This window comes from Desulfovibrio sp. JC010, assembly GCF_010470675.1.
Classification (GTDB): Bacteria; Desulfobacterota; Desulfovibrionia; order Desulfovibrionales; family Desulfovibrionaceae; genus Maridesulfovibrio.
This window is the reverse complement of record NZ_VOIQ01000011.1, coordinates 66351-86744: the sequence shown is the minus strand read 5'-3', so window position 1 is coordinate 86744 and position 20394 is coordinate 66351. Positions and strand designations below refer to the sequence as shown.

General features: G+C 49.3%; 24 protein-coding genes, 1 tRNA gene, 1 other RNA gene and 1 riboswitch. Of the genes, 7 read left to right on the top strand and 19 right to left on the bottom strand.

The features are described 5' to 3' along the window. Nucleotides 1-22: 22 nt before the first annotated feature. Genes FMR86_RS13540 through FMR86_RS13485 form a run of 12 tightly spaced genes read right to left on the bottom strand, consistent with a single transcriptional unit; the run spans nucleotide 23 to nucleotide 10769 of the window. Nucleotides 23-1615 (bottom strand): GspE/PulE family protein, encoded by a 1593-nt coding sequence (locus tag FMR86_RS13540; RefSeq protein ID WP_163351936.1) that lies wholly within the window; start codon nucleotides 1613-1615, stop codon nucleotides 23-25. A gap of 14 nt (nucleotides 1616-1629) precedes the next feature. Next, entirely contained in the window at nucleotides 1630-3231 is a 1602-nt protein-coding gene (locus FMR86_RS13535; RefSeq protein ID WP_163351935.1) for a secretin N-terminal domain-containing protein, read from the bottom strand. A 39-nt stretch (nucleotides 3232-3270) separates the two neighbouring features. Then, entirely contained in the window at nucleotides 3271-4167 is an 897-nt protein-coding gene (locus FMR86_RS13530) for a PDZ domain-containing protein (protein ID WP_163351934.1), read from the bottom strand. 3 nt (nucleotides 4168-4170) lie between these two features. Then, complete coding sequence (gene pilO, locus FMR86_RS13525) at nucleotides 4171-5763, bottom strand: type 4a pilus biogenesis protein PilO (protein WP_163351933.1); 1593 nt, start codon at nucleotides 5761-5763, stop codon at nucleotides 4171-4173. Beyond that, nucleotides 5760-7103: a PilN domain-containing protein gene (locus FMR86_RS13520; protein ID WP_163351932.1), complete on the bottom strand. Its 1344-nt coding sequence runs from the start codon at nucleotides 7101-7103 to the stop codon at nucleotides 5760-5762. The genes pilO and FMR86_RS13520 overlap by 4 nt, the downstream gene beginning before the upstream one ends. Before the next feature lie 13 nt (nucleotides 7104-7116). Continuing rightward, the gene (locus FMR86_RS13515; RefSeq protein WP_163351931.1) at nucleotides 7117-8109 is read right to left on the bottom strand and encodes a general secretion pathway protein GspK; all 993 of its coding nucleotides are present in this window, start codon (nucleotides 8107-8109) and stop codon (nucleotides 7117-7119) included. A 5-nt stretch (nucleotides 8110-8114) separates the two neighbouring features. Next, nucleotides 8115-8714 (bottom strand): prepilin-type N-terminal cleavage/methylation domain-containing protein, encoded by a 600-nt coding sequence (locus FMR86_RS13510; protein ID WP_163351930.1) that lies wholly within the window; start codon nucleotides 8712-8714, stop codon nucleotides 8115-8117. After that, nucleotides 8686-9111, bottom strand: coding sequence for a type II secretion system major pseudopilin GspG (gspG, locus tag FMR86_RS13505; protein WP_163352044.1), 426 nt, complete (start codon nucleotides 9109-9111; stop codon nucleotides 8686-8688). The genes FMR86_RS13510 and gspG overlap by 29 nt, the downstream gene beginning before the upstream one ends. Next, the gene (locus FMR86_RS13500; RefSeq protein WP_163351929.1) at nucleotides 9111-9587 is read right to left on the bottom strand and encodes a PDZ domain-containing protein; all 477 of its coding nucleotides are present in this window, start codon (nucleotides 9585-9587) and stop codon (nucleotides 9111-9113) included. The genes gspG and FMR86_RS13500 overlap by 1 nt, the downstream gene beginning before the upstream one ends. Continuing rightward, nucleotides 9584-10000 (bottom strand): prepilin-type N-terminal cleavage/methylation domain-containing protein, encoded by a 417-nt coding sequence (locus FMR86_RS13495; RefSeq protein ID WP_163351928.1) that lies wholly within the window; start codon nucleotides 9998-10000, stop codon nucleotides 9584-9586. Before FMR86_RS13495 ends, FMR86_RS13500 begins: the two co-directional genes overlap by 4 nt. Next, nucleotides 9990-10478, bottom strand: a complete 489-nt coding sequence (locus FMR86_RS13490) for a prepilin-type N-terminal cleavage/methylation domain-containing protein (RefSeq protein WP_163351927.1) — start codon at nucleotides 10476-10478, stop codon at nucleotides 9990-9992. The genes FMR86_RS13495 and FMR86_RS13490 overlap by 11 nt, the downstream gene beginning before the upstream one ends. A gap of 15 nt (nucleotides 10479-10493) precedes the next feature. After that, nucleotides 10494-10769 carry a hypothetical protein gene (locus FMR86_RS13485; protein ID WP_163351926.1) on the bottom strand — a complete coding sequence of 92 codons (276 nt, stop codon included), beginning with the start codon at nucleotides 10767-10769 and terminating at the stop codon, nucleotides 10494-10496. A 436-nt stretch (nucleotides 10770-11205) separates the two neighbouring features. Between FMR86_RS13485 and FMR86_RS13480 the strand changes: the two genes are divergently transcribed. Next, entirely contained in the window at nucleotides 11206-13518 is a 2313-nt protein-coding gene (locus FMR86_RS13480) for a thaumatin family protein (protein WP_163351925.1), read from the top strand. Nucleotides 13519-13728: 210 nt separating this feature from the next. Further along, a complete protein-coding gene (locus FMR86_RS13475; RefSeq protein ID WP_163351924.1) occupies nucleotides 13729-13950 on the top strand; it encodes a Nif11-like leader peptide family natural product precursor in 222 nt (73 codons plus the stop codon). Nucleotides 13951-14063: 113 nt separating this feature from the next. On the opposite strand, the gene FMR86_RS13470 is transcribed toward FMR86_RS13475, so the two are convergent. From FMR86_RS13470 to ffs, 3 genes are all read right to left on the bottom strand, one after another. Further along, on the bottom strand, nucleotides 14064-14477 hold the full coding sequence (locus FMR86_RS13470; protein ID WP_163351923.1) for a MauE/DoxX family redox-associated membrane protein: 414 nt from the start codon (nucleotides 14475-14477) through the stop codon (nucleotides 14064-14066). Further along, nucleotides 14477-14947, bottom strand: coding sequence for a rhodanese-like domain-containing protein (locus FMR86_RS13465; RefSeq protein ID WP_163351922.1), 471 nt, complete (start codon nucleotides 14945-14947; stop codon nucleotides 14477-14479). Before FMR86_RS13465 ends, FMR86_RS13470 begins: the two co-directional genes overlap by 1 nt. A gap of 148 nt (nucleotides 14948-15095) precedes the next feature. After that, an RNA gene (gene ffs / locus FMR86_RS13460) (signal recognition particle sRNA small type) lies at nucleotides 15096-15191 on the bottom strand. 225 nt (nucleotides 15192-15416) lie between these two features. Between ffs and FMR86_RS13455 the strand changes: the two genes are divergently transcribed. Beyond that, the gene (locus FMR86_RS13455; protein WP_163351921.1) at nucleotides 15417-15818 is read left to right on the top strand and encodes a cupin domain-containing protein; all 402 of its coding nucleotides are present in this window, start codon (nucleotides 15417-15419) and stop codon (nucleotides 15816-15818) included. A 126-nt stretch (nucleotides 15819-15944) separates the two neighbouring features. Here the strand turns inward: FMR86_RS13455 and ribB are convergent, their stop codons facing one another. Next, nucleotides 15945-16598 carry a 3,4-dihydroxy-2-butanone-4-phosphate synthase gene (ribB, locus tag FMR86_RS13450; protein WP_163351920.1) on the bottom strand — a complete coding sequence of 218 codons (654 nt, stop codon included), beginning with the start codon at nucleotides 16596-16598 and terminating at the stop codon, nucleotides 15945-15947. Between the two features lie 103 nt (nucleotides 16599-16701). Continuing rightward, nucleotides 16702-16856, bottom strand: a riboswitch (FMN riboswitch). 111 nt (nucleotides 16857-16967) lie between these two features. After that, nucleotides 16968-17519, bottom strand: coding sequence for a hypothetical protein (locus FMR86_RS13445; protein WP_163351919.1), 552 nt, complete (start codon nucleotides 17517-17519; stop codon nucleotides 16968-16970). A 539-nt stretch (nucleotides 17520-18058) separates the two neighbouring features. Between FMR86_RS13445 and FMR86_RS20415 the strand changes: the two genes are divergently transcribed. Further along, nucleotides 18059-18232: a hypothetical protein gene (locus FMR86_RS20415; protein ID WP_203544891.1), complete on the top strand. Its 174-nt coding sequence runs from the start codon at nucleotides 18059-18061 to the stop codon at nucleotides 18230-18232. 73 nt (nucleotides 18233-18305) lie between these two features. Here the strand turns inward: FMR86_RS20415 and FMR86_RS13440 are convergent, their stop codons facing one another. Both FMR86_RS13440 and FMR86_RS13435 read right to left on the bottom strand, forming a co-directional pair. Further along, complete coding sequence (locus tag FMR86_RS13440; RefSeq protein ID WP_163351918.1) at nucleotides 18306-18638, bottom strand: hypothetical protein; 333 nt, start codon at nucleotides 18636-18638, stop codon at nucleotides 18306-18308. Then, nucleotides 18613-19455, bottom strand: a complete 843-nt coding sequence (locus FMR86_RS13435) for a hypothetical protein (protein WP_163351917.1) — start codon at nucleotides 19453-19455, stop codon at nucleotides 18613-18615. Before FMR86_RS13435 ends, FMR86_RS13440 begins: the two co-directional genes overlap by 26 nt. Nucleotides 19456-19655: 200 nt before the next feature. On the opposite strand from FMR86_RS13435, the gene FMR86_RS13430 reads away from it, so the two are divergent. The 3 genes from FMR86_RS13430 (at nucleotide 19656) to FMR86_RS13420 (ending at nucleotide 20370) form a co-directional block, all read left to right on the top strand. Next, a tRNA-Pro gene (locus FMR86_RS13430) sits at nucleotides 19656-19732 on the top strand. A 117-nt stretch (nucleotides 19733-19849) separates the two neighbouring features. Continuing rightward, nucleotides 19850-20107 (top strand): type II toxin-antitoxin system Phd/YefM family antitoxin, encoded by a 258-nt coding sequence (locus FMR86_RS13425; RefSeq protein ID WP_163351916.1) that lies wholly within the window; start codon nucleotides 19850-19852, stop codon nucleotides 20105-20107. Beyond that, nucleotides 20107-20370: a Txe/YoeB family addiction module toxin gene (locus tag FMR86_RS13420; RefSeq protein ID WP_163351915.1), complete on the top strand. Its 264-nt coding sequence runs from the start codon at nucleotides 20107-20109 to the stop codon at nucleotides 20368-20370. The genes FMR86_RS13425 and FMR86_RS13420 overlap by 1 nt, the downstream gene beginning before the upstream one ends. The last annotated feature ends 24 nt before the right edge of the window (nucleotides 20371-20394 follow it).

Sequence of the window (20394 nt, the reverse complement as noted above, 5' to 3'; positions counted from 1 at the left end):
GGTGCTCCAGTTAACGGTTTTCCTAATTATCCTGAGCCATGCGATAGACTTCCTCTTCCGTAGTCAGTCCCCTTGCGGCTTTGGCAAGGCCGTCCTGAAGCAGGGTGCGCATGCCCTCCTTCTGGGCCTGCGCACCGATTTCAGCAGCACTGGCTTCATTTTGAATCAGGGTCTGGATGGCCGGGGTATTGACCAGAATTTCAAAAATGCCCAGCCGGCCCTTGTATCCGGAACCGTCACAGATTTCGCAGCCCACGGCCTGCCATTTGCCGTCCGCTCCCTGTTTCTTGCAATTAGCGCACAACCGACGCAGAAGACGCTGAGCCATAGCCCCGGCAAGGGTCGGTGCCACAAGATAAGGAGCAATGCCCATCTCCACCATACGGGTAACTGCCGTCGGGGCATCATTGGTATGCAGGGTGGACAGAACAAGGTGTCCGGTCAAAGAAGACTGCACCGCGATTTCAGCGGTTTCCAGATCACGGATCTCCCCGACCATAATGATATCCGGGTCCTGACGCAGGATAGACCTCAGGGCGGCGGCAAAAGTCAGCCCCACCTTGGAGTTGACCTGAATCTGGTCAATGCCGCGCAACTGGTATTCCACCGGGTCTTCCGTGGTAATAATCTTTAGTTCCGGTGATTTGATGTAATTCAGCGAGGCGTATAGTGTGGTTGTCTTACCGGACCCGGTAGGCCCGGTGACCAGTATGGCCCCGTGGGGCCTGTGCACAAGGGATTTCCATGTTTCAAGCATCTCCGGTTCAAAACCCACATCGGCAATATCAACCTTGATGGAAGATTTATCCAGAATACGCATGACCACACCTTCGCCGAACACTGTGGGGGTTGAAGCTACACGAATATCGTAATCTGACTGCTCCATTTTCAGGCGGATACGTCCATCCTGCGGAATACGCCGCTCGGCAATATCCAGATTGGACATGATTTTGATACGGGAAATGATTGCGGCCTGATATTTTCTCTGAACGGTATTAACCACGTGCAGAATGCCGTCCACCCGGAAACGGATTTCCAAGCCGTCTTCATAAGGTGAAATATGGATATCCGATGCTCCCTGTGAGATAGCGTCGCGAAAGGTGTTGTTGACCAGCCGGATAACGGGCGCGGCCTGCGCCATATCGCGCAGGTCTTCAACATCATCCATGGAATCTAGGTCATCGTCCAGACTGGTGAAAACACCTTCCATGCCCTCGCCCGAGTAGGCTCGCTCCAAGGCATCCACAAGGTTATCCGCAGGTGCAAAGACCATGTGGACCTCCATCTCCAGAGCCTGTTCCATCTCGGATATGGCCGTACCCATAAAAGGCGTTGCTACGGCAACCCGGACCTTTCCGTCTTCTTCCCTGGCCAGCGGCAGCAGCAGATGATTCTTGGCGAAACCTTCCGGCACCAGCTGAACCAACCCCGGCTCGGCCAAATAGGTTTTATCCAGCTCCATCCATTCCATGCTGAGGAACTCCGCCGTACTCCTGAGCGCGTCCTGCTCCGATTCACCGGCCTGCCGGACCCGCTGCCACCATCCCCTGATCCTGTCCGGAGAAGACAGGTCATGCGGTGTAGCCGGAAGGAGATTTATTTCATTTTCCTGCATAAAACTTTCCGGGGCTAAAGGTCGAAAACAAGACCGAATTCATCCACAGCCATAGGACTCTGGGAGGTGCGCATCCCGGTCATGGCATCAGCCTCGTCCGGGGAGGCGATCACGTATGGAGTAAGAAACAGCAAAAGTTCAGACTTTTCAATTTTATCTTCCTGAGCACCGAACAGAGGGCCTAATATAGGCATATCCTTCAGGTAGGGTGCTCCCTTTTTGGTTAAGTCGCCGTCGGCAGCCATAAGCCCGCCGATAACCAGAGTCTGGGCATCTTTGACCAGTACTGTTGTGGAAGCCGCACGGTCGGTTGATTTCCACTGATCCGGATCGGTATCATCCGTTTGCAGACTGGATAGGGTCTGGTCAATTTTAAGGGTTACATCGCGGTTTTCAGCGATGGTGGGTGTGATATCCAGCTGCATGCCGAATTTACGGTGGTCATAAGTTTTAATAACATTCTGCTGCGAAGTCATTGAGGTCTGGGTCAACTTAAGAATGGGAATTTCCGTACCTACTGAAATACTTGCCTTCTGGTTATCAAGGGCGACTATATGGGGCGCAGAAACAACACGGGCGTTCTCATTCGAGGCAAAAAAATTCATCATCGCCTGAAAATTATCCCCATTGACGATGGAAAAATTCAGTGCTTCCTGTGTGCCGCCAAGCATGGCAGAGCTAAAAGCCCTCCCGAAATCAAGAGAGCCACCGGCGGATGTCCCTTGTGAATTGACGTTGAACATCCACTCAAAACCGAGCTTGGTGTCATCCGTCAAAGAAACTTCTACAAGATAAGCTTTGATGGAAACCTGCATGGTACGCACATCAAGCTTGCCCACGATTTTAGTGATATCCTTATGGATGCTTTCCGGGGCAAGTACAATCAATGAATTTGTCTCGGTCATTGCCAGAATTTCCACTGTGCCCTGCCCGTTTTTTGCAGCCTGCTGTGTATAAAGCTTGGTCAGCATGGGGGCCACGGTTTTGGCTTCAATGTATTGCAGTGAATAAGTCTTCGAGGTCGGCAGAGAGCCGGGCTTATCGATCTGCCTGATCAACATTTTGAGCTTGCGCACATTGGCAGCTGTATCGGTAAATACAATATAATTATTTGATTTACCGGAAAAAATCGAACCCTCAGGGGATAATATCTGTTTAAAATCTGCAATTACATCCGCAGCCTGCAAATACTCAAGCGTAAGCACTTCCGTGACCATCTGGTCACCGCCCACAGATATGGCATCCACATTCAAACCTTCATGCACTGCCTCGCTTAAAGACACGACCTTATAATAACCTCCCTGCTGCACAAGGGTATATCCTTTCATATTCAAAACAGAATACAGCAGACGCAAAGCCTCAAGTCTGGTTACCGGCTTCGGGGAAATGACCGTCACCGGTCCGGTGAGCTGATGATTAGGGATAAAAGTTTTACCCATCAGATGAGAATAAAATTCCAATACGGCCATGATATCCGTCTGCCTGAAGTTAATCTCGATCTTCTTGGCAGGCGCGGCAACAGCCGCTCCTCCCGGCAGCCCGGAAGCAGACAAGGAAAAAACGCATATCATTATCAGAACGACAAAACATCGTATGCAGTATTCTGGTCTAATCATAAATTCTCTCATCTGGTATTTACCTGAATGTGTCCCCCATCAGGGAACCTTGAAGTCCACATTCATGGGTTTTCCTTTACGAATGATTGTAAGGTACACGTCCTTGCCGATCTTATTTTTCAGAAGCGCACCAACCTGCGCGATTGAACTGACAGGTTTTCCGGAGACTGACAGCAACAGATCCCCCCGCTGCAACCCTGTATTCTTGCGCACCACACGGGTCACAGTGAGGCCGCTTGATGATGAAATCCCCAAATCCTTGCGCTCTTCACCGGTGAGAGGAACCAAATTAACTCCCAAACCGTTTGCAGTCGCACTCCCGCCCTTGTCTCCAGCATCCCCGGGAACTGAAAGCGCATAGGACAGGCCTTTTTTTTCAATAATGCCGGACTCGCTCATCAAATTTTCGGCCTGCGCTTCCCATGCACTGCTCATGCTCAGGGTGGCATTCTGGTCATTGCGGACCAGAACAACATGGCTGGAACCAATCTCCACAAGTATGCTCTGCCGGATAGTCTGCCCGAGGGTGACCAGTGAACTTGCACCGCCGTTGATTCCGGTGATGATTGCATATGATTTGCCCGCCCCGGGCATGGTTGCTTTCAGGACAAGGCCGGAAAGATTCGGCCCGGATGGCAGCGACGGGGGCGGAGCCTTGACCTTGGGCTTTTTCTTATAAGAGCGGTGCACCAGATGAAGCTGTCCGAACTGGAAAATATGATGCCGTTTGGTGCTGTAAAAAGAATAGTGGGGGTAGGCCAATGGATCAGCCGGAGGATGTTCACGGGTGGCGTCCACATAATTCACTGCCTTGGGGTGCGGTGCGGGCAGGGAAAGAATAAGCACAGCTCCGGTCACGGTCAGGGCTGCGATTATTAGCGTGATCCTGAAAAAACTGTTTGCCGCGCTTTTATGTAAATATTTATCCATGCCCATGACTTATCCCCCTTCCCTGCGGGTAGCGTTCATGTGCGTACCGTTTACATGCGTAGCATTTGTGTGCACGGGTTTTCCATGCGCAGTGCAGTTGTATACCTTGCGGGCATATTGCCAATCAAGAATGTCAGCCTTGGGTACCACCACTTCGTATCCAAGCTCCTGCTTGAAAAAAGATTCATATTTTCCAAAATACTCATCCATGCTGTTCTGGGCTTCCGGTCCATTGCAGAAGTATACCTTTGCCTCATCCGGGGTCAGGAAACGGACACTCTTCATAATCTCTTCAATGGTCCGGCGGGAGACTCCCTGCGGGTTATCGGAAGCCAGAAACTGCTCTGCCTGTTCCGGGTTCTTCTGCCACCAGCTGACAGCACGGGCAAAACCCTTGATAAGGGATTCAACCGCATGGCCGTTACCCGACAGGGCGTCTTCGCGCATAACCAGAAACTGCAAGGTCCAATTATCAATGGCTTCCGGCCCGGCCAGCGGTCTGGCAATACGTTCTCTATGCAATCTTCCGACATAGGGTTCAAAGGTGACCCCGGCTTCAATCAGCCCGGCCCGCAGGCTTTGGGCCACCATTTCGCGAGACATGTTGCTGACTCTAACATCTGAAAGCGACATGCCGTTATGTTTGAGGACCTCATAGAGGAAATAATGTGCTGCCCCGCCGGTTTCCACAAACACAGTTTTCCCGCGCAGGTGCTTCAGGGACTTGATGGGCGAACTGCCCGCCACCATTAAAGTATCCCCGGACTTGAACTGCGCAAGGGGGGCCACTATGCGCAGGTCCACCCCTTTGGCCAGCAGCTGGATCAGCTCAAGAGCATGAGTGGCAGTGCCGTCGATTTCCCCGGTGTACAACTTCTCAAAATTGGTTTTTTCGTGCTCGGAAAAGTAGCACTCAATACGAGTACCATTGGCATGCAGCCAGCCCTTGTGACGGGCAATTTCAAAAGGCGCGAACCCGATCCACGGCGGCACGGCAAGTACAAGCTTGACCGCATGTTCCGGCATTTTGGAATCCGCCTTGGCAGGAATGGAATATTTGCTGACTACCAGACCACCCTGCATGGCTCCGCTCTTTCCGGTAAGCGTAATCTCCGAAACAACAAAAACCTGCGGCGAGGTCTCCAGATAATAAATAAATTTCTCTATGGCAGTGAAAGAACCGCTGAAAGTCACATCCATGGGCTGACTCTGCAGAAACCCCTCCTGTTTCTGGCTCAAGGGACGTATTTCTTTAATGGTCACCCCGGTGACCGATGCATAATCCCGGATCTCATTGTAAATATCCGAGGCTGCCCAATCCCTGCGGTCGATGAGATCCAGCTGTCGTTTCAGGGATTCATATTCATCCTTCACCTGCCGCAGCTTGGCTTCCCGGTCCGGCAGGACCATAGCCTTGGGAGTGTTCAATTGAATTTGATTCTTTAAATTGAACTGTTCCTGAACCGTGGCTTCATACATATCGCCAAGCGGGGCCAGCACACCCATATACAAAGTTACACAGATGAGAAAAACAATGCAGATGCCGAGGGCACGACGATCCTGCGGGGCAAGCTTGTTCCAGGAGGCCAGCAAAGCGTTCATTGCACTGCCCCCTGTTTCTTCGGTTTGAAGAATTCTTCCCACTCCGGGAACTCAAGCTCCACCACAAAACGAAATCCCTGCCCGTGTTCCAGCTTGGTCATGGAAGAAAGGACCGCATTGGTAAAAATCTCCGTACTGCTCAAGTTCTCCAGCAGGGACATGAGACTGATCTCGCTTTTAGCTTCCCCCTGCAGGGTAATTCGCCCGGACTGCCCCAAACGCATGGTATTGAGTTTCACCTGAGCCGGAACCGCGTCGCCCAGATCACGAAAAACATGGGAAACAAAGGGCTTTTTAACAGTGTACTTGAGAATATCCCGGTTGCGGCGTACAAATTCGCGCACTTCCATGGTTACCAGATCAGTGCGTTTAGCCAGAAACATAATCTTGTGCGCCTCTCCCTTAAGGACCGCGGCATCTTGATTATTCAAATGAATCACGGAAAAAAAAAGCAGCAGACAACCGGCTACAGCCGCCACAAAGCCCAGCCCCGGCCTGATATAATCTTTCGGGGTCAGCGGGATGCGCTCCCACTCTTCAAGAGATTCATGGAAAGAACCTTTGATGTGGTTTAAACGCAAAGAAGCAAGAAGCTCTTCATGGGAACTGATTTTTTGCAATGGTATTTCCGGCAACAGCTTCTCAATGGCCTTGTCAAAACCTTCCGGCTTTCCGCCGTTTCCGGGAGAACTCCAGAGTACAATTTTTTCCGGTTTAGGCTTCCGTTCCGACTCAAGCTCGGCAAGAACAACACCCAACGCACTTTCAAATGACGGTCCGCCTTCCGGTAAGACCTGCCAATTAAGGGGGACATGTTTATGCATGCAGCAAATACGGATTTCGCCATCTTCACAGGAAACTAATAAAGTCGGTTTAGATGTTTTTAAATCAAGCTCCGGCTGAACTATGGATGCAACCTGAAAACCCATTTCCTTGGCTGTCTCCAGACATTGGTGGAGATATTCATTGGAGACCCAGCAGAGGGTGCCGTCAATCCCTTGACCCCCGCCATAAAACCTGATTTCCCTTCCCCCGGTTTCCGGAGAGCGAAACAGCTTTTGCCCGGCTTCCACATCCAAAGCTGCCGCTGCGTCTTTTTGTTCTTTGTTTGGAGTTTGCGTACGGCAGAGTGCAATCATGGCTGACGGGAGTACCATGATGCAGGGGCGTGGGAGATCGGGATCAGGCTGATCAGTTGAAGGCTGCCAGAGATTCTCTTTGGAAACATATTCGTAAGAAACCGCCCTGCGTCCATGCACATCAAACACCAAAGCTGCCGGAACCTTTTTTCCAAGGGAACCGGGTAATGACATGGCGGGGAGCAGCTTCTTTAAATTCATAAAACAACTCCGTTCAAATTCGCGGCAGGGATTCGGATTCCCAGCGGGTAAAACGTAATTGATCCTTGCCTGCACTTACCCTTGCTGTAATGCGCTCCACCGGCTTTCCCGGCTCGAACCCGGCTAAACAGACCATTTTAAAATTTTTGGACTGCACCCCCAGTAGATGTGCCATGCGTGATTTCTGTGAAGCAGCCCCCAGAACGCTGAACGCCGCATCCACAGATGCGAACCCTTTCCACCCGGAAAGACGGTAGGCCAGCAGGGCCTCCACCTGCCTGGTCGTAAAGCCCACGGCGTGAAGCACTTCTTTCCCGGCGGTATTGATATTGACCTTGCCCGAGGAATAGCAGGTCAAATAAGGCGCGATGCCCTTTTTTCCCTCAGGGGTGCCATATAAAATTTCAGTGGTCATACCCTTTACCTGCAGCAGTTCGTCAACGGTCCGGATCGGCCCGTCCACCAGCCCTTTGGCAAGAGCTACAGACGCGGTGGTTTTGCGGGAGCTTTTGCTCTTCTTCTTGGTCCGGTAAAGGATAATGTTTGAAGCCAGCACATTGGAGACATTCGGGAACCCCTGCAGCTGGTCCATGGTGGCCACATTGATATTCAGCCGCGATTCCTCATCCACAAGACCGTATTCCAAAGGAACATTTTTGCTTTTCTTTGAATCCTTAGTGCCCGGACGGACGATTGAATAATAACCCGGCCCGAACTTCACTTCTCTATAAAAAGATTCCCCGGAAAACCATTTGTCGGTAATGCTGTGTACGGAATCACGGGCATGTTTACGGATAAGTCCCGCCGTCCTGTGGATACCCCCGCGAGCCAGATTATAAGCCCGACTGTCCTGACTGCTCCAACTTTCCACCTTTGTTTCGCACAGGGCCTCATAGGTAAAGGAAGCAGCCATAACCCCGAGAATAGCCATAATCCACAGCGTGACCACCAGAACAAAGCCCCGCTGTTTCGCTATCTGTTTGTGTCCGGCCACATCCTTGTGCATACTTATCAACTTGCCTTCTGTTGCGGTGTTACTTCCAATAAAATCTTTGAACGATAGACTTCCCTCCGCGAAGGGCCTTCCTTGAAATCCAGAACCATCCCGATCATCCCCGGACCGGAACCGGTCGCAGTGTTGAGCTCCCCGGTTACCCCTCCGCCATGCCCCCTTGCAATGAGCTTGAAACGGGTTTCCAGCACCCCGGAGCAAAGCTCAATCTTTGAAAGCGGCTTTCCTTTTTCAAGTTTTCCATTTTTATCCCTGCGCTCTTCCCGCCAGAGAATGTTCTCTTCCAGAACATAGCGCACCCAAATCCGCTTTCCTTTTTTATCTAAAATAGGGAACTGGCATTTACTGTCATGGCAGACAATATCTGAGTTCCGGCACAAAGGGTCCAGATTGCGTACATCCCGGCCCAACATGCTGAAAGCATAGGAAGCGGAACGCATGGGAGTGAGAACCGCCTGAGCCCTCTGCTCAACCTTGGTGGCGGTGACAAAGATCGAATAAACCGCAGTCAGCACCACCGAGCCGATGGTAATCGCCACCAGCAGCTCAAGAAGAGTAAATCCACCTTCATCAGTAGTTGGTGATGTCCGCGTTTTCACCGCTTCCTCCGGCCTTGCCGTCCTTGCCGTAGCTGAGCAGGTCAAAATCCGGACTATGCTTGCCGGGAGAAGTGTACACGTAAGCATTGTTCCACGGGTCCTTGGGAATGGCATTCTTACTCATATACGGGCCATGCCAGTTCTCAGGCACAGGTGCAGTGGAAGGCTTTTTCACCAGAGCTTCAAGCCCCTGCTGGGTGGAAGGAAAGTTTCCTGTGTCCAGCTGGTAGCTCTGCAGGGCCATGGAAAAATCCTCAATCTGCGCCTTGGCCGCCGCAACCTTGGCTTCATCGGTCTTGCCGAAGAACCTCGGGGCTACAATTGCCGCCAGCACGCCGATAATCACGATGACCACCAGCATCTCAATAAGTGTAAAACCGTTTTTCCCTTTATGCATCATGAAGCCCCTCCGAGAGGTGAGTTGGTTGACTTGGTGACCGGGACGTCAGCAGGCAGGTGAATCCCCAGTTTGATGATCTTGCCGATTCTATATAGAGTCAGGGCGACATCATTGCCCGGACGCTTGCGTTGCATGACAAATGTTGAATCACGAACTCCCTGCACCGGAACTCCGTCTATTTCCAGAAGAATATCTCCGGGCAGCACACCGCCTTTCTGCGCCGGGCTGTCCGGCTTGCATGCCACCACAAGCAGGGCGCGATTCTGGTCTTTATTGGTTTTTTCCTGCGCTTCCTTTTCAATAACATGGTGTTCTTTATGAACAACTTTCAGTCTCAACCCCAATAAAGGCCGGGACAGATTCTGGAAACCTACGTCAATGGGTTCAGCATTCAGCTGGCATCCGGCCAAAACTATGCCCAGCAAAAATAAAAGCAGTATCCGTGGGAAGCAGTACCGTGAAGCTGATTTCATTTCTTGGCATCCTTTGTCTGGGTTTTGCTCCGGGCAGGCAGATTCCGGTCAACTTCAGCTGTTTCCAGAATATACTCATGTTCCCTGCCCTCTGTGAAAAACAACACTGTAATCTCAACCCGGCTTACACCGGGATAATCATCCTCGTTTCTACTGACTATTTTCCATCTGCCGCCGGGCAGGGTTTCGCAATTACCGGAAGTCTCCCCCGGTTTGATATCACCCGCGTTTAAAAAAGCGGCCAGCCGCATCCGGGCTTCCATTCCGGCCCGCTCGTACCCCTCCACCTGCGAGAGCGATGAAGCAGCTTGAGAGTAGACACCAGCAACTGAGACCAGCCCAATGGACAAAATAGCCATGGCGACCATCACTTCCATAAGCGAAAACCCGGAACTGCCGGATTTAACGAACATAGACACCTCCGTTAGCCCCGGCTACAAACACATGCATGCTTTCACGCTTTTCGGAAACCAGCTTAAGCCGCGCGGGAGAGGCTGTTCCACGGGGGTAGAAAACTATCTGCATCTCAGGACCGGAAACAGTTTTGCCCAGAAGCTCCATATTTCCCACCGCCACCTTCTCCGGCAGTTGTGTGCTGCTTAAAACCTTGCTCCTGTTTCCGCTAAGCAGCTTCAAATCCCCTGTTTTACGGCTGATGACCAGCACATGCTCTTTACCGGTATCCGCAGCCCTGAAGCGGGCCGAGGTAGCAATACTGCTCAAATCGGAAACAGCGGCCTGCAAACTGTTACCCATAAGTTGTCCGCTTAATCGTGGCAGAAGCACAGCCATGACAACGGACATGATGACCATGACCACAATGAGTTCCAGTAATGTAAAACCACTTTGCGCACGCTCATATCTGCTGTCTTTTGCCGGCTGCTTACTCATCCCTGCTCCCGAACCTTAAGGTTTAGGCATAACCCTGCGCTTTAGGATATATCCCACATCCGGTGAGTAGGTAATAAGCTCCCAACCTTCCGCACCCAAAGGTCCGAGTGCGGACTTGTGACGATCATGGTCGTAGTCTCCCAAAACATTGGGAACAAGAATCTTGTATTCCCACTTGGCATTGGCAAACGCATCCAGCTTGGCCTCAATTCGGACAAGGTCGTCGTGCAACTCCTGCAACGGCGTAAGCAGTTCACTTATATTCTCACTACTACCTGAGGAATTATTCAAGGATTGAGCAAAAGCAGGCCCTGAAACAATGCACAACGAATATAATGAAATCAAAACAGACCTTACTACAGTTACCGAAAAACATAACCTAAGACTGCACCTACGCTCCACTGCTTCCCCTCCTTTTTATACTCCTGTAATTATTTATAGATGCTTAAGGATATTTTGTCCACAAACATTTAAATTTTAATAAGTACTTCCCACATTTGTTACATTTAAAAAAACTTGAAACAGCCAAAAACAATTTTCACCTTGACATAGAGACCACTACAATGTCTTATGATATCAATAATGTTTTTTTCATAAACAACTTCATAAACAGGGGGGGGGCATGAAAACAGGTGGCGTGAAAAAACACAGGGCTCTGACAGCCTTTTTTTTGTTAGTGATCACTTGCTTTACGAGTTCGGCGTGGGCGGACAATCCGTATTACTCCATGTCACCCAAGAGTGGATATACAGGCATAGTCATGGCTTTAGGTGCCTGTAGTCCCTCAGCAACCAACACAGTCACCTACTACTTTGTAAACGGCACGACTGCATCTGAAGCTTTCAAAGTAGACAATACAGGCAATGCAGGCGCAAAGACCTACTATATGAAAAAGGGCTTATGGAAAGTAGGTATGGTCAACTCCAACTATAATCAAACACTGACCGCGTACATCAATATAACCGACACGGGGTGGACATTTGCGAAAGGATGCAGCCAAACCGATCCGCATCCGATGCCCTATTGTTCTGCTGCCAATCTTTTTCCCAGCCCGGGAAATAACCTCAGCCCCAGTTGCCAGGGACAAAAATATACCCCCCCTCCGGCCCCTTCGGGGACTCCAAGCCAGTACTGGTCCATGACAAAATTTAGCAATTCCACGGGCATAACCATGGCTGCTGGTGGATGTTCTGTAAATAGTACTGATGCGACCATTACGGCGACCTATTCCGTGGTAAATGGAAATTCCACCGCACAACAATTTACCATAAACAATAAAGACAACCGCTCAATGATGGTCTACATGAAGCAAAACGTGCTTTGGAAAGTAGACATTGAAAACAATTATTTTAAACAAAAACTAAGCACTTATGTAAAAACAACCTCAAGCGGCTGGGAGTACGCGAACAACTGCACCGCAAATTCCAAAACCCCCCGTTGCTCTGCATCCACGCTGTTGAGCCCCACAAGTACGACTCCGCCGACAATCAATCCGGGCTGCCAGAAAAACAAATACACCCCGCCCCCGCCGCCTCCGGTCATTTGCGGCGACAATACCACGAAGACCGGGTGGGACGCGAAGCGCATCACCATCACCAACAATTGTGCTGACGATGCCTATATTGTAATCACTCCTCCCACTGCCAAAAAAGATTACGAGAAGCCTAACCTTAAACTCTGGAAAATGGTCGCCCAAAACGCCTCCATGCAGGAAATGTATGCCAACCCCAACGACCTGAGCTCAGCACTCATGTTCCGCAAAAAGCTCGATTCGGGAAAAACCATGTATCTGGCCGCTCCCAAAGGCGGCATTGCTTCGGGCAACATAGGAGTTCTGCTCAACTGCCAGCAGGATCCGACCGGCATAGGCTGGCCCGGGAACTGCACAATGGGAGCGGTTCCGGGAACACCGAGCACAGGAGTCGGCACCATACTTGAATACTCAGCCGGCTGCACATACACGTCTGAAAAAGACAGAAAAGACAAATGCACGATTAACCCCTCCTCCAAGCTAAACCAATGTCTGGATGGATCAGACTACTATGACCTAAGTATGGTGAACGGTTACAGCGTTCCCATGTCTGTAAAAATATCAACCGATAAGAAATACGAGTGCAATGTCACGGAAATCAATGGTGTTGCGGACTTGTACGACTGCCCGAGAGAAAGCGATAAGACAATCTCGGCTAATGGTACTTATGTTAAGCCATACAACAACCCTCAATTGACACAACCGAACGGCATCGGCCTGCATATCAGCAACAATGCAGCAGTTGAAGGCAGGGCGGCCTGCATTACTCCGGCCCAATGGCTTAATGCCGGAGGACAACACCCCAAAAACACTCAAACCGTAGCTCTCGGGAAAAACCCGGTAGAATTAAACGAGCTTACTATTGCAGACTGGTATGCATGCAACGGAATTCCCAAAGGACAGGACTCAGGAATACCTGCAGAATGCCAAGGCCCCGGCTGCGGAGGACCGCAGTGCTCAGTCGGCCCCGATGGAGAAATCGCAAGCTATAACGAAGACAACCTGATACGGGGGAAGGGCATTCCTTACACCAACTATGTTAAGTATCTGAAACATATTGGAGTAGATGCATATGCATGGCAGTTCAATGACGATGCATCCACCCTGCTCTGCAAAAAGGCAGGCGTACCTATCCACCTGACACTCTGCCCCGGCCCCGAAGGGATTAAGCCGTATCAAAAACCATACAAAAAGCAGACTTGGACATTTTACGACAATCAATGCCTGCCGGCAAAGGACAAATCAGGAAAATACAAGACTCTCCTTGACTGCATGCAGCAGCATTACTCCTACACCTGCCAGCAGGAAGAAGTGAAAAAGATCGGCCCCAAAGGCACGGTCTATTCCGCCAAACTCAACTACTGCAAACCGTACCGGGTGCTAAATACTCAAGGCCAGAACGGGTTGTTGGGTGATCAAAGTCCGGAAGAAGAGGGCGTTGTCCCCATGAGTTATCAGGACTGCATCAAGCAAGAAGCCCAGTGCCAGCAATTCGGACCGGCAAATTAAGCTGACTGCATAAAATAAACCATAAAAGAGGCTGTCGGGAATCATAATCTCCCGGCAGCCTCTTTTCTTTTTTTATCTTCTGGAATCGAAAACCAATCAGCGAACCCGGCACAAAATTAGCAGCACCCAGCCCATGATGCCCGTACCAGTCAGTAATTAAACATAGTTGTCAAAAGAGCACTATATTTTTACCAAAAAAGGAGTATTACCATGGCTAAGAAAGAAGTAGAGCGTTTGCTGATCGCAGGTGGAGAGAACAAGGATGTTAAGCTGAAGTATAATGCCATTCGAACCAAAGAAGAATTTGTCTCCACCGCCAACGAGGAAGGATACGACTTCACAAGCGATGAGTTAGATGCGGTGCTCCATGAATCCGGAGACGACTTCACTACATTCGGCAATCCCCCAGCACGTTCAATCTGGTGGGCGTAGTTTTGATTTCCACCTGCGCGACTTTACAGTTAAAACAAGAAAAGCCCTGTCATCTGACAGGACTTTTCTTGTTTACTCACACAAACTTTAAATTTTAACGCGCTTATAAGAGACTACCCGACCTCATCCTTCCGCCACCACAAAGTCAGCCCTGCAACTACCAGCAGGACAACGTCCCGCACAATGGTCATCTGCATGTCGGATGCGCTGGATGTGTCTGTAGAAAAACAGCCGCAGGCCACATCTATGCCCCGGTACAGGTTAGCGGAGAGTGCAGCGATGAAGACCAGCAGCATTGCCACCAGAATCGCGACAGCTGTGTCGATAAACACTCCGCAGACCAGCATGGCTCCGCAGACAAATTCCAACCATGGCAGGAAGAAGGCCACCGGACCGATCATCATTTCAGGCAGAATCTGGTAATTTTTGATTATTTCGGCAAAGGCCAGCGGATCGATGATCTTGTCCAGACTGGCAATAATAAATACAATCCCAAGAACTATGCGGGGTAATGATCTGAATTCCATCAGTTAGCCTCCAAATCCATTCCGGCACTGATCCAGCCGTCGATTCCTTCATTATATACAGATACATTCCTGAATCCGTTCTCCAGCAGTTTTTTAGCCACTATCAGACTCTTGCCGCAGGTAAGACCGTCACAATAAACAACTATCGCAATATTCGGGTCAATCTGCGCAAGCAGTGCTGTGAATTCCTCCCCTTCTTTTTCAGATGGAAGATTCACTGCACCGGGCACGTGGCCCATGGCAAATTCCATTTCACCGCGCGCATCTATAAAAAAGAACTTCCCTTCATTATAACTCTCTACCAGATCGGCAGTTGTGATCTCCAGCACTTCCGCCGGTTGGGCATGACTTAACTCCGCAAGAGTATACGGCTTTGGACGGGCGGTGTTGAAAGCTACCGCCAGCCCGCCGGAAAGAGCACATATCAAAACAGCTTTGACCAGAAATCCGGTCATTTTGCCAAACTTCATTATGTTCGCCTGAGTTTGAAATTAATAATTATCCCACAGGATTTATAAATAAGATTTTGAAAAGATTGCACGCTTTCACCTTGAATTGCAAGGTTTGTGCTGAAGTGCAGGCAATAAAAAAGGGTGTGTTCATGTAGAACACACCCTTCTTTCAGCGAGACCGGACACCCGGGATAAACCGTTACCGCTGCTTCCTTTCGGACCTGACGGGGTTCACAGCGCACCCGCCATCCGGCCTCTCTGTCAAAGACTTCGTCATTGCGACGAGGAGAAATACCTATTGATTCCAGCTGAAATTGTCAAGCCTTATCGATTAAAATTCAAACTTATTTTAAAAATTCTTTAAAAAAAAGATCCATGGCTTTCCAAGCCGTCCCTACACCTCAAACTTGCCCCTTTATCTCAGCTTCTGTTTCTGCTTAACTGAACAGACTCAACCGCACAAACAGAATCAAGCATGGAGATAAACATGGACGCAAAAAATGTTAAAGATGTGGAAGGCATCAAGGTTCAGCAGATCGGCTACAAAGGCGGGAATCATGAAGTAAAGGGCGTGACCATCCGCTGGCTCTCCAAATCAGGCAAAGACGAAAACGGCCAGCCTGAATACGGGCTGCGCCACTTCACTGTTGAGCCCGGCGGTGAAATCCCGGCCCACAACCATTTTTATCTCCAGACCGTGTACGTGGAAAAAGGCCAGTTCGAATGCTTTGCCTACGATCCGGAGACCGACAAGGTTGTTGAGAGCAAAATCTGCAGCCCCGGAGACTTCGTATACTCCGAATGCATGGAACCGCACGGCATGCGCAACATCAGTGACACCGAAGAAGCTACTTTCCTCTGCTGTATCGGCTGCGTTTACGAGAAATAAATAAAAGAGGCCCCGCTCAGTATCATGACGGGGCCTCTTTCATTAATGTCGGTGTTGATCCAAATTGCCGGTTTGAATCACTGGTTAGAGTGTCAATTCTAGAAAAGTGCTTGCCTTAATTATACATTATGATGCTTTTTTAGCAATCTGAATTCTATAATTAATTATGTCATCTACGGTCAGTACAGGCATGTCGTACTTCTGTCCGAACTCGACAATTTCCGGCAGTCTGGCCATGGTGCCGTCCGGGTTGGTCAGTTCGCAAAGCACGCCACAGGGATTCAGGCCCGCAAGGGTCATCATGTCCACGGTTGCTTCGGTGTGGCCTTCTCTTTCCAGAACACCGCCCGCACGCGCACGCAAGGGGAAGACATGCCCGGGCTTGTGCAGGTCCGCAGGTGCGGCATCATCCGCAATGGCAGCCTTCACGGTGGTCACGCGGTCAGCGGCAGAAACCCCGGTGGTTACGCCCTCGGCGGCTTCGATGGTAACGGTGAATCCGGTCTGGTAACGGCTGGAATTAGCCTCGACCATCATGGGCAGGTTAAGCTGCTCGATCTTTTCCTCGGTCAGGCAGAGACAGACAATACCGCTGCATTCGCGGATCATCATAGCCATCTGCTCATCACTGAGCTTTTCCGCAGAGAAAATAAGGTCCCCCTCATTCTCGCGGCCTTCATTGTCAGTGACAAGGATTCCTCGACCTTCACGCAATGCCTGAAGGCCTTTCTCCACCCTCTCTACAGGGTTTCCATACTGGGATAACAGATTCTGATTCATGGTAAATCTCCAATTTAGAGACCAGAATCAGGGCGATAGAATAGACATCTGTTCACAACGGAACAGCGCGCAAGTGTAGGGAAGGCCACCTGCGGTAAGACTGTCTCACTCTCTTTCATCCGGACTTTAACCGTCGGCTCCGGAATCACACCGGATCTGCTGACCCTTTTCACCAATTGAAAAGGCGCTCGCGGGCTGTCTTTAAAACTTTAAAGAATCACCGCCGGTGGGGAATTTCACCCCGCCCTGAGAATTAAGATGTCTTTTTCTACTGATAAAACCGATTGTTAGTCAAGTGCAAAATTTCCCAAAATAAAACCCCGCTCCAAACGGAACGGGGTTTGTAATTTCAGATCTCAAAAAGCTGATCTATTTGAAACTGTCTTCAAAAAGCTTTTCAATGGCTTTCTTGCCGGAATCTTCCAGAAAACGGGTTCCGGTTGCTGTGAAATGCCTGTGGGAAATTTTAGGATCAGGACACTCAACCCAATTTTCTTTTTCCCAGCTGTACCAGCAGCCTTTGTCCTGGGAAAATACGTAGAGGGGCTTGTTGCAGATTTTTGCGAACTCGGCACCCCAGCCGGTTCCGCCTTTAACGGTACCGTCTTCAAGGATATTACCAATGATGAAAATCTCGTGCCCGCTGTTAACCTGCCAGCAGATAGACTGCAGCACCTTGCGGAAAATAGGTGCGCGGGTGAAGCTGCGGTTCATCAGCTTGGAAACATAAGTAAGGCTGACGTCCTTGCTTTCCAGCTCTTTTTCGGTGAGCACACGCAGCCCCCGGGTACGGGCATTCTGGTGGCCTTCAAAACTGTAGTTGACTTCCTGAAGACCGTACTTCTCAGCATTTACACCAAATTCGCTTTCTGTGCCGGAAGCACCGCCGCTATATAAGATGAACTCTTTAGGATTACTCATTTCTTCCTCCAGTGTTGAGCTTGTCTAGTTTCGTGAAAACGACTGATACATAAAAATGTCCCAGTCCACAATCAGGATTCTCGGTTGAACTACAATTTGCACCTGATTTGTTGCATACGACAAAATTTAGAACTTATCTACATAAAACAATGATTTTCAGGGATTAAGAAATTCACGTCTATTTTAACAGCAACAATCTATTAAAAAAAAGATGTACAGAAGCAAATTCTCTTTTGTGCCATGTTCAAATAATATAATTCTGCCATTTCCATTTTTGTAATGAGCTTAATGCATTAAATTTGACTGTATTAACATAAAAACGGATCTTGTCACAAAAATCACATAGTCAAAAGCAATCATTATACACCTACAAAGACAGAACAATCCCCTCCAGTACCACATAAGCAGACAGTGTGATTTTTTTTCTCAGCAACACGACCTAGACAAGACTGAAAAATAGTGTATTATGCTCTTGTTGATTCGGGCTGGAAAATCTCAAAGACGAAAGTAGCTGCGGCCAAACCGTACAGGAGGTTTTTATGAACAAACACAGCACTATAGAAGAGACCCCGGAAGCTTTTAAAAAATTGGAGAAAAGAAATCCCCAAAAATACCGTTCGGTAAGCAAGCACATTACCGCTATGGTGAAGTCTCTGGATGAACAGGAAAAGAACAGCTCTTCCGATTCTGAAGCGGAAGACGATCAGGACTAAGTCCTGCGCCTCTATCTCTGACTCTATCTCAATCAAGCAGTTTTTACATTCCGCAATTTAACAATGCGTCTGACTAGTTTGAATCAAGCCAGGCGGAAATACTGCTTACAAAATCGCCGGATAAGCAATCGATCCACTCTTGGTCTGTCCCCATCCCTTCCACAGCGGAAGGGGTATCATCAATCATGACGATTTGATGGGGGGCAGACTGGAATCCGGTCTGCGTTATCTGCATCCCCTCTTCCAGTCGCCGCTGACACACCGAAAGCCGAAAAAAGTCGGCCCCCGTCAGCAAGAACAGACGCAAGCCTTTCTGGATATAGCCCCCATCAGGATGGACTATACTCAGAATGAAAAACTTAAAAAGCCCCGCAGCCAAGTCAAAAGACAGGCCCATGCGGGGCATTTTTTTTATCCCGATCCTTCACCGGATACTCAGCAGTTCCATCTTCAGGCATCCACATAAAACGGTGGATCCAATGCCCATCGCCCGGCAAAAAAACGACAGACCCTTCAATCGGTTCATCCTCATCAAATGACGGCCCGTATGTGTAAATAAAATCACCGAATTCAGACTTCTTCAACTTACGCATCAAACCGCTTTGATGGTCGTGTAAAATCAAACGCCCATGCTCGGCCCGGCCGTCAATTATGACCACCTGCCGCCCGGCGAAAGTCTCGTAATGCCCGCGAAAATCATCTTCACCAAATTCATAAGCCGCCAATCCGGAAAGGGAACGGGCCTCGGAGCCGCGCTTAAGCACCATGGTAGAATTACCCACAGTTATCCCTTTGCCCTGCCGCAGCACCACAGCATCCGGATTAGAGGAAGAGCCGGACTCAATATGCGGATAATTTTTTACCGGGCGGGTGCACTGACCCTTACCCTGAACAGTTTCAGCAGGCTCAACCTGCCGGACCTGTTCAGGCTTTTTCTCAACTTTAGTACGAACTTTATTCTGTTTGATCCTGACAGATTTGCGTTCAAGGTCAGGTTTTAACTTCTTTGCCGGCTTAACGACTTCCGGCCGTGGTTCTTTATTTGACCGGACAGAATCCTTATCAATTGGTACAGCTTTCAGATCAGGCTTTTCTTTTGGAAGGGTAACAAGCTCAATACCGAAAGAATTCTGCTGCTCATATTCCGGCACCACAAAATCCACCAGAATAAACACACTCAGAATGTGCAGCAGAATTGAAAGTAAGGCGGCAATATAACGCAAAATTCCTCCGGTCTCTTAAAACCACATTATTCCTGAATAAGGATTTTTTCAATACCAGAAACAATTTTTTATTTCATTCCAAGATGATATAGATATATTTCGTTTTTAACTGAACAGCCGATCAATAAATATAAAAACAATAATTCAATTTAATGGTTGACACTTACGGGGATTCCACATAGACACTTCTTCACTTGAGTCGGGATGTAGCGCAGCCTGGGAGCGCACTTGAATGGGGTTCAAGGGGTCGGAGGTTCAAATCCTCTCATCCCGACCACAAGAAGGAACCCCGAAAAGCCACTGAGAAATCAGTGGCTTTTTTCTTTTCTAGCTACGACCTTATTGACCATTCTACAAACATGTACTATTTATTGTACATATAGGAGAAGTCAAAATGCCCGAAGCAATCACCTACACAGAAGCACGAAAAAAACTCGCATCCACCATGGACGCAGTGTGCGATTCCCACGAACCGGTTATCATCACCCGCCGCAAAGCTGAAGCCGTGGTCATGATGTCTCTGGCGGACTACAACAGCATTGCCGAAACCGCCTACCTGCTCAAAAGTCCCGAGAATGCCCGAAGACTAAGAGAAAGCATCCGGCAAGCAGAATCCGGCAAAACTAAACCACACCCACTGCTGGAAGACTGATGCCGCAAATTTCATGGACAGAACTGGCATGGGACGACTATCTCTACTGGCAAAAAAACGACAAAAAAGCCCTTAAACGTATAAACGCACTGATCAAAAATTCTCTACGCTCACCATTTGAAGGCATGGGCAAACCTGAAGCTTTACGATTTGATCTTACTGGCTATTGGTCACGGCGAATTAACCGCGAACATAGGCTGGTATATAAATATGACGACAAAAGCGACGCCTTGATCATCATTCAATGCCGCCATCATTATTAAAAAACAAAAAAGCCGTGGACGAAT

Excerpts from the sequence above, each read along its gene's own strand:
- FMR86_RS13540 (WP_163351936.1), bottom strand. The coding sequence starts at position 1,615 with ATGCAGGAAAATGAAATAAATCTCCTTCCGGCTACACCGCATGACCTG.
- ribB (WP_163351920.1), bottom strand. The coding sequence starts at position 16,598 with ATGAATCAGAATCTGTTATCCCAGTATGGAAACCCTGTAGAGAGGGTG.
- FMR86_RS13515 (WP_163351931.1), bottom strand. The coding sequence starts at position 8,109 with ATGCACAAGGATGTGGCCGGACACAAACAGATAGCGAAACAGCGGGGC.
- FMR86_RS13530 (WP_163351934.1), bottom strand. The coding sequence starts at position 4,167 with ATGGGCATGGATAAATATTTACATAAAAGCGCGGCAAACAGTTTTTTC.
- FMR86_RS13520 (WP_163351932.1), bottom strand. The coding sequence starts at position 7,103 with ATGAATTTAAAGAAGCTGCTCCCCGCCATGTCATTACCCGGTTCCCTT.
- FMR86_RS13465 (WP_163351922.1), bottom strand. The coding sequence starts at position 14,947 with ATGAAGTTTGGCAAAATGACCGGATTTCTGGTCAAAGCTGTTTTGATA.
- pilO (WP_163351933.1), bottom strand. The coding sequence starts at position 5,763 with ATGAACGCTTTGCTGGCCTCCTGGAACAAGCTTGCCCCGCAGGATCGT.
- gspG (WP_163352044.1), bottom strand. The coding sequence starts at position 9,111 with ATGCATAAAGGGAAAAACGGTTTTACACTTATTGAGATGCTGGTGGTC.
- FMR86_RS13500 (WP_163351929.1), bottom strand. The coding sequence starts at position 9,587 with ATGAAATCAGCTTCACGGTACTGCTTCCCACGGATACTGCTTTTATTT.
- FMR86_RS13475 (WP_163351924.1), top strand. The coding sequence starts at position 13,729 with ATGGCTAAGAAAGAAGTAGAGCGTTTGCTGATCGCAGGTGGAGAGAAC.
- FMR86_RS13420 (WP_163351915.1), top strand. The coding sequence starts at position 20,107 with ATGCCGCAAATTTCATGGACAGAACTGGCATGGGACGACTATCTCTAC.
- FMR86_RS13455 (WP_163351921.1), top strand. The coding sequence starts at position 15,417 with ATGGACGCAAAAAATGTTAAAGATGTGGAAGGCATCAAGGTTCAGCAG.
- FMR86_RS13490 (WP_163351927.1), bottom strand. The coding sequence starts at position 10,478 with ATGAGTAAGCAGCCGGCAAAAGACAGCAGATATGAGCGTGCGCAAAGT.
- FMR86_RS13480 (WP_163351925.1), top strand. The coding sequence starts at position 11,206 with ATGTCACCCAAGAGTGGATATACAGGCATAGTCATGGCTTTAGGTGCC.
- FMR86_RS13440 (WP_163351918.1), bottom strand. The coding sequence starts at position 18,638 with ATGCCCCGCATGGGCCTGTCTTTTGACTTGGCTGCGGGGCTTTTTAAG.
- FMR86_RS13495 (WP_163351928.1), bottom strand. The coding sequence starts at position 10,000 with ATGTTCGTTAAATCCGGCAGTTCCGGGTTTTCGCTTATGGAAGTGATG.
- FMR86_RS20415 (WP_203544891.1), top strand. The coding sequence starts at position 18,059 with ATGAACAAACACAGCACTATAGAAGAGACCCCGGAAGCTTTTAAAAAA.
- FMR86_RS13445 (WP_163351919.1), bottom strand. The coding sequence starts at position 17,519 with ATGAGTAATCCTAAAGAGTTCATCTTATATAGCGGCGGTGCTTCCGGC.
- FMR86_RS13470 (WP_163351923.1), bottom strand. The coding sequence starts at position 14,477 with ATGGAATTCAGATCATTACCCCGCATAGTTCTTGGGATTGTATTTATT.
- FMR86_RS13535 (WP_163351935.1), bottom strand. The coding sequence starts at position 3,231 with ATGATTAGACCAGAATACTGCATACGATGTTTTGTCGTTCTGATAATG.
- FMR86_RS13425 (WP_163351916.1), top strand. The coding sequence starts at position 19,850 with ATGCCCGAAGCAATCACCTACACAGAAGCACGAAAAAAACTCGCATCC.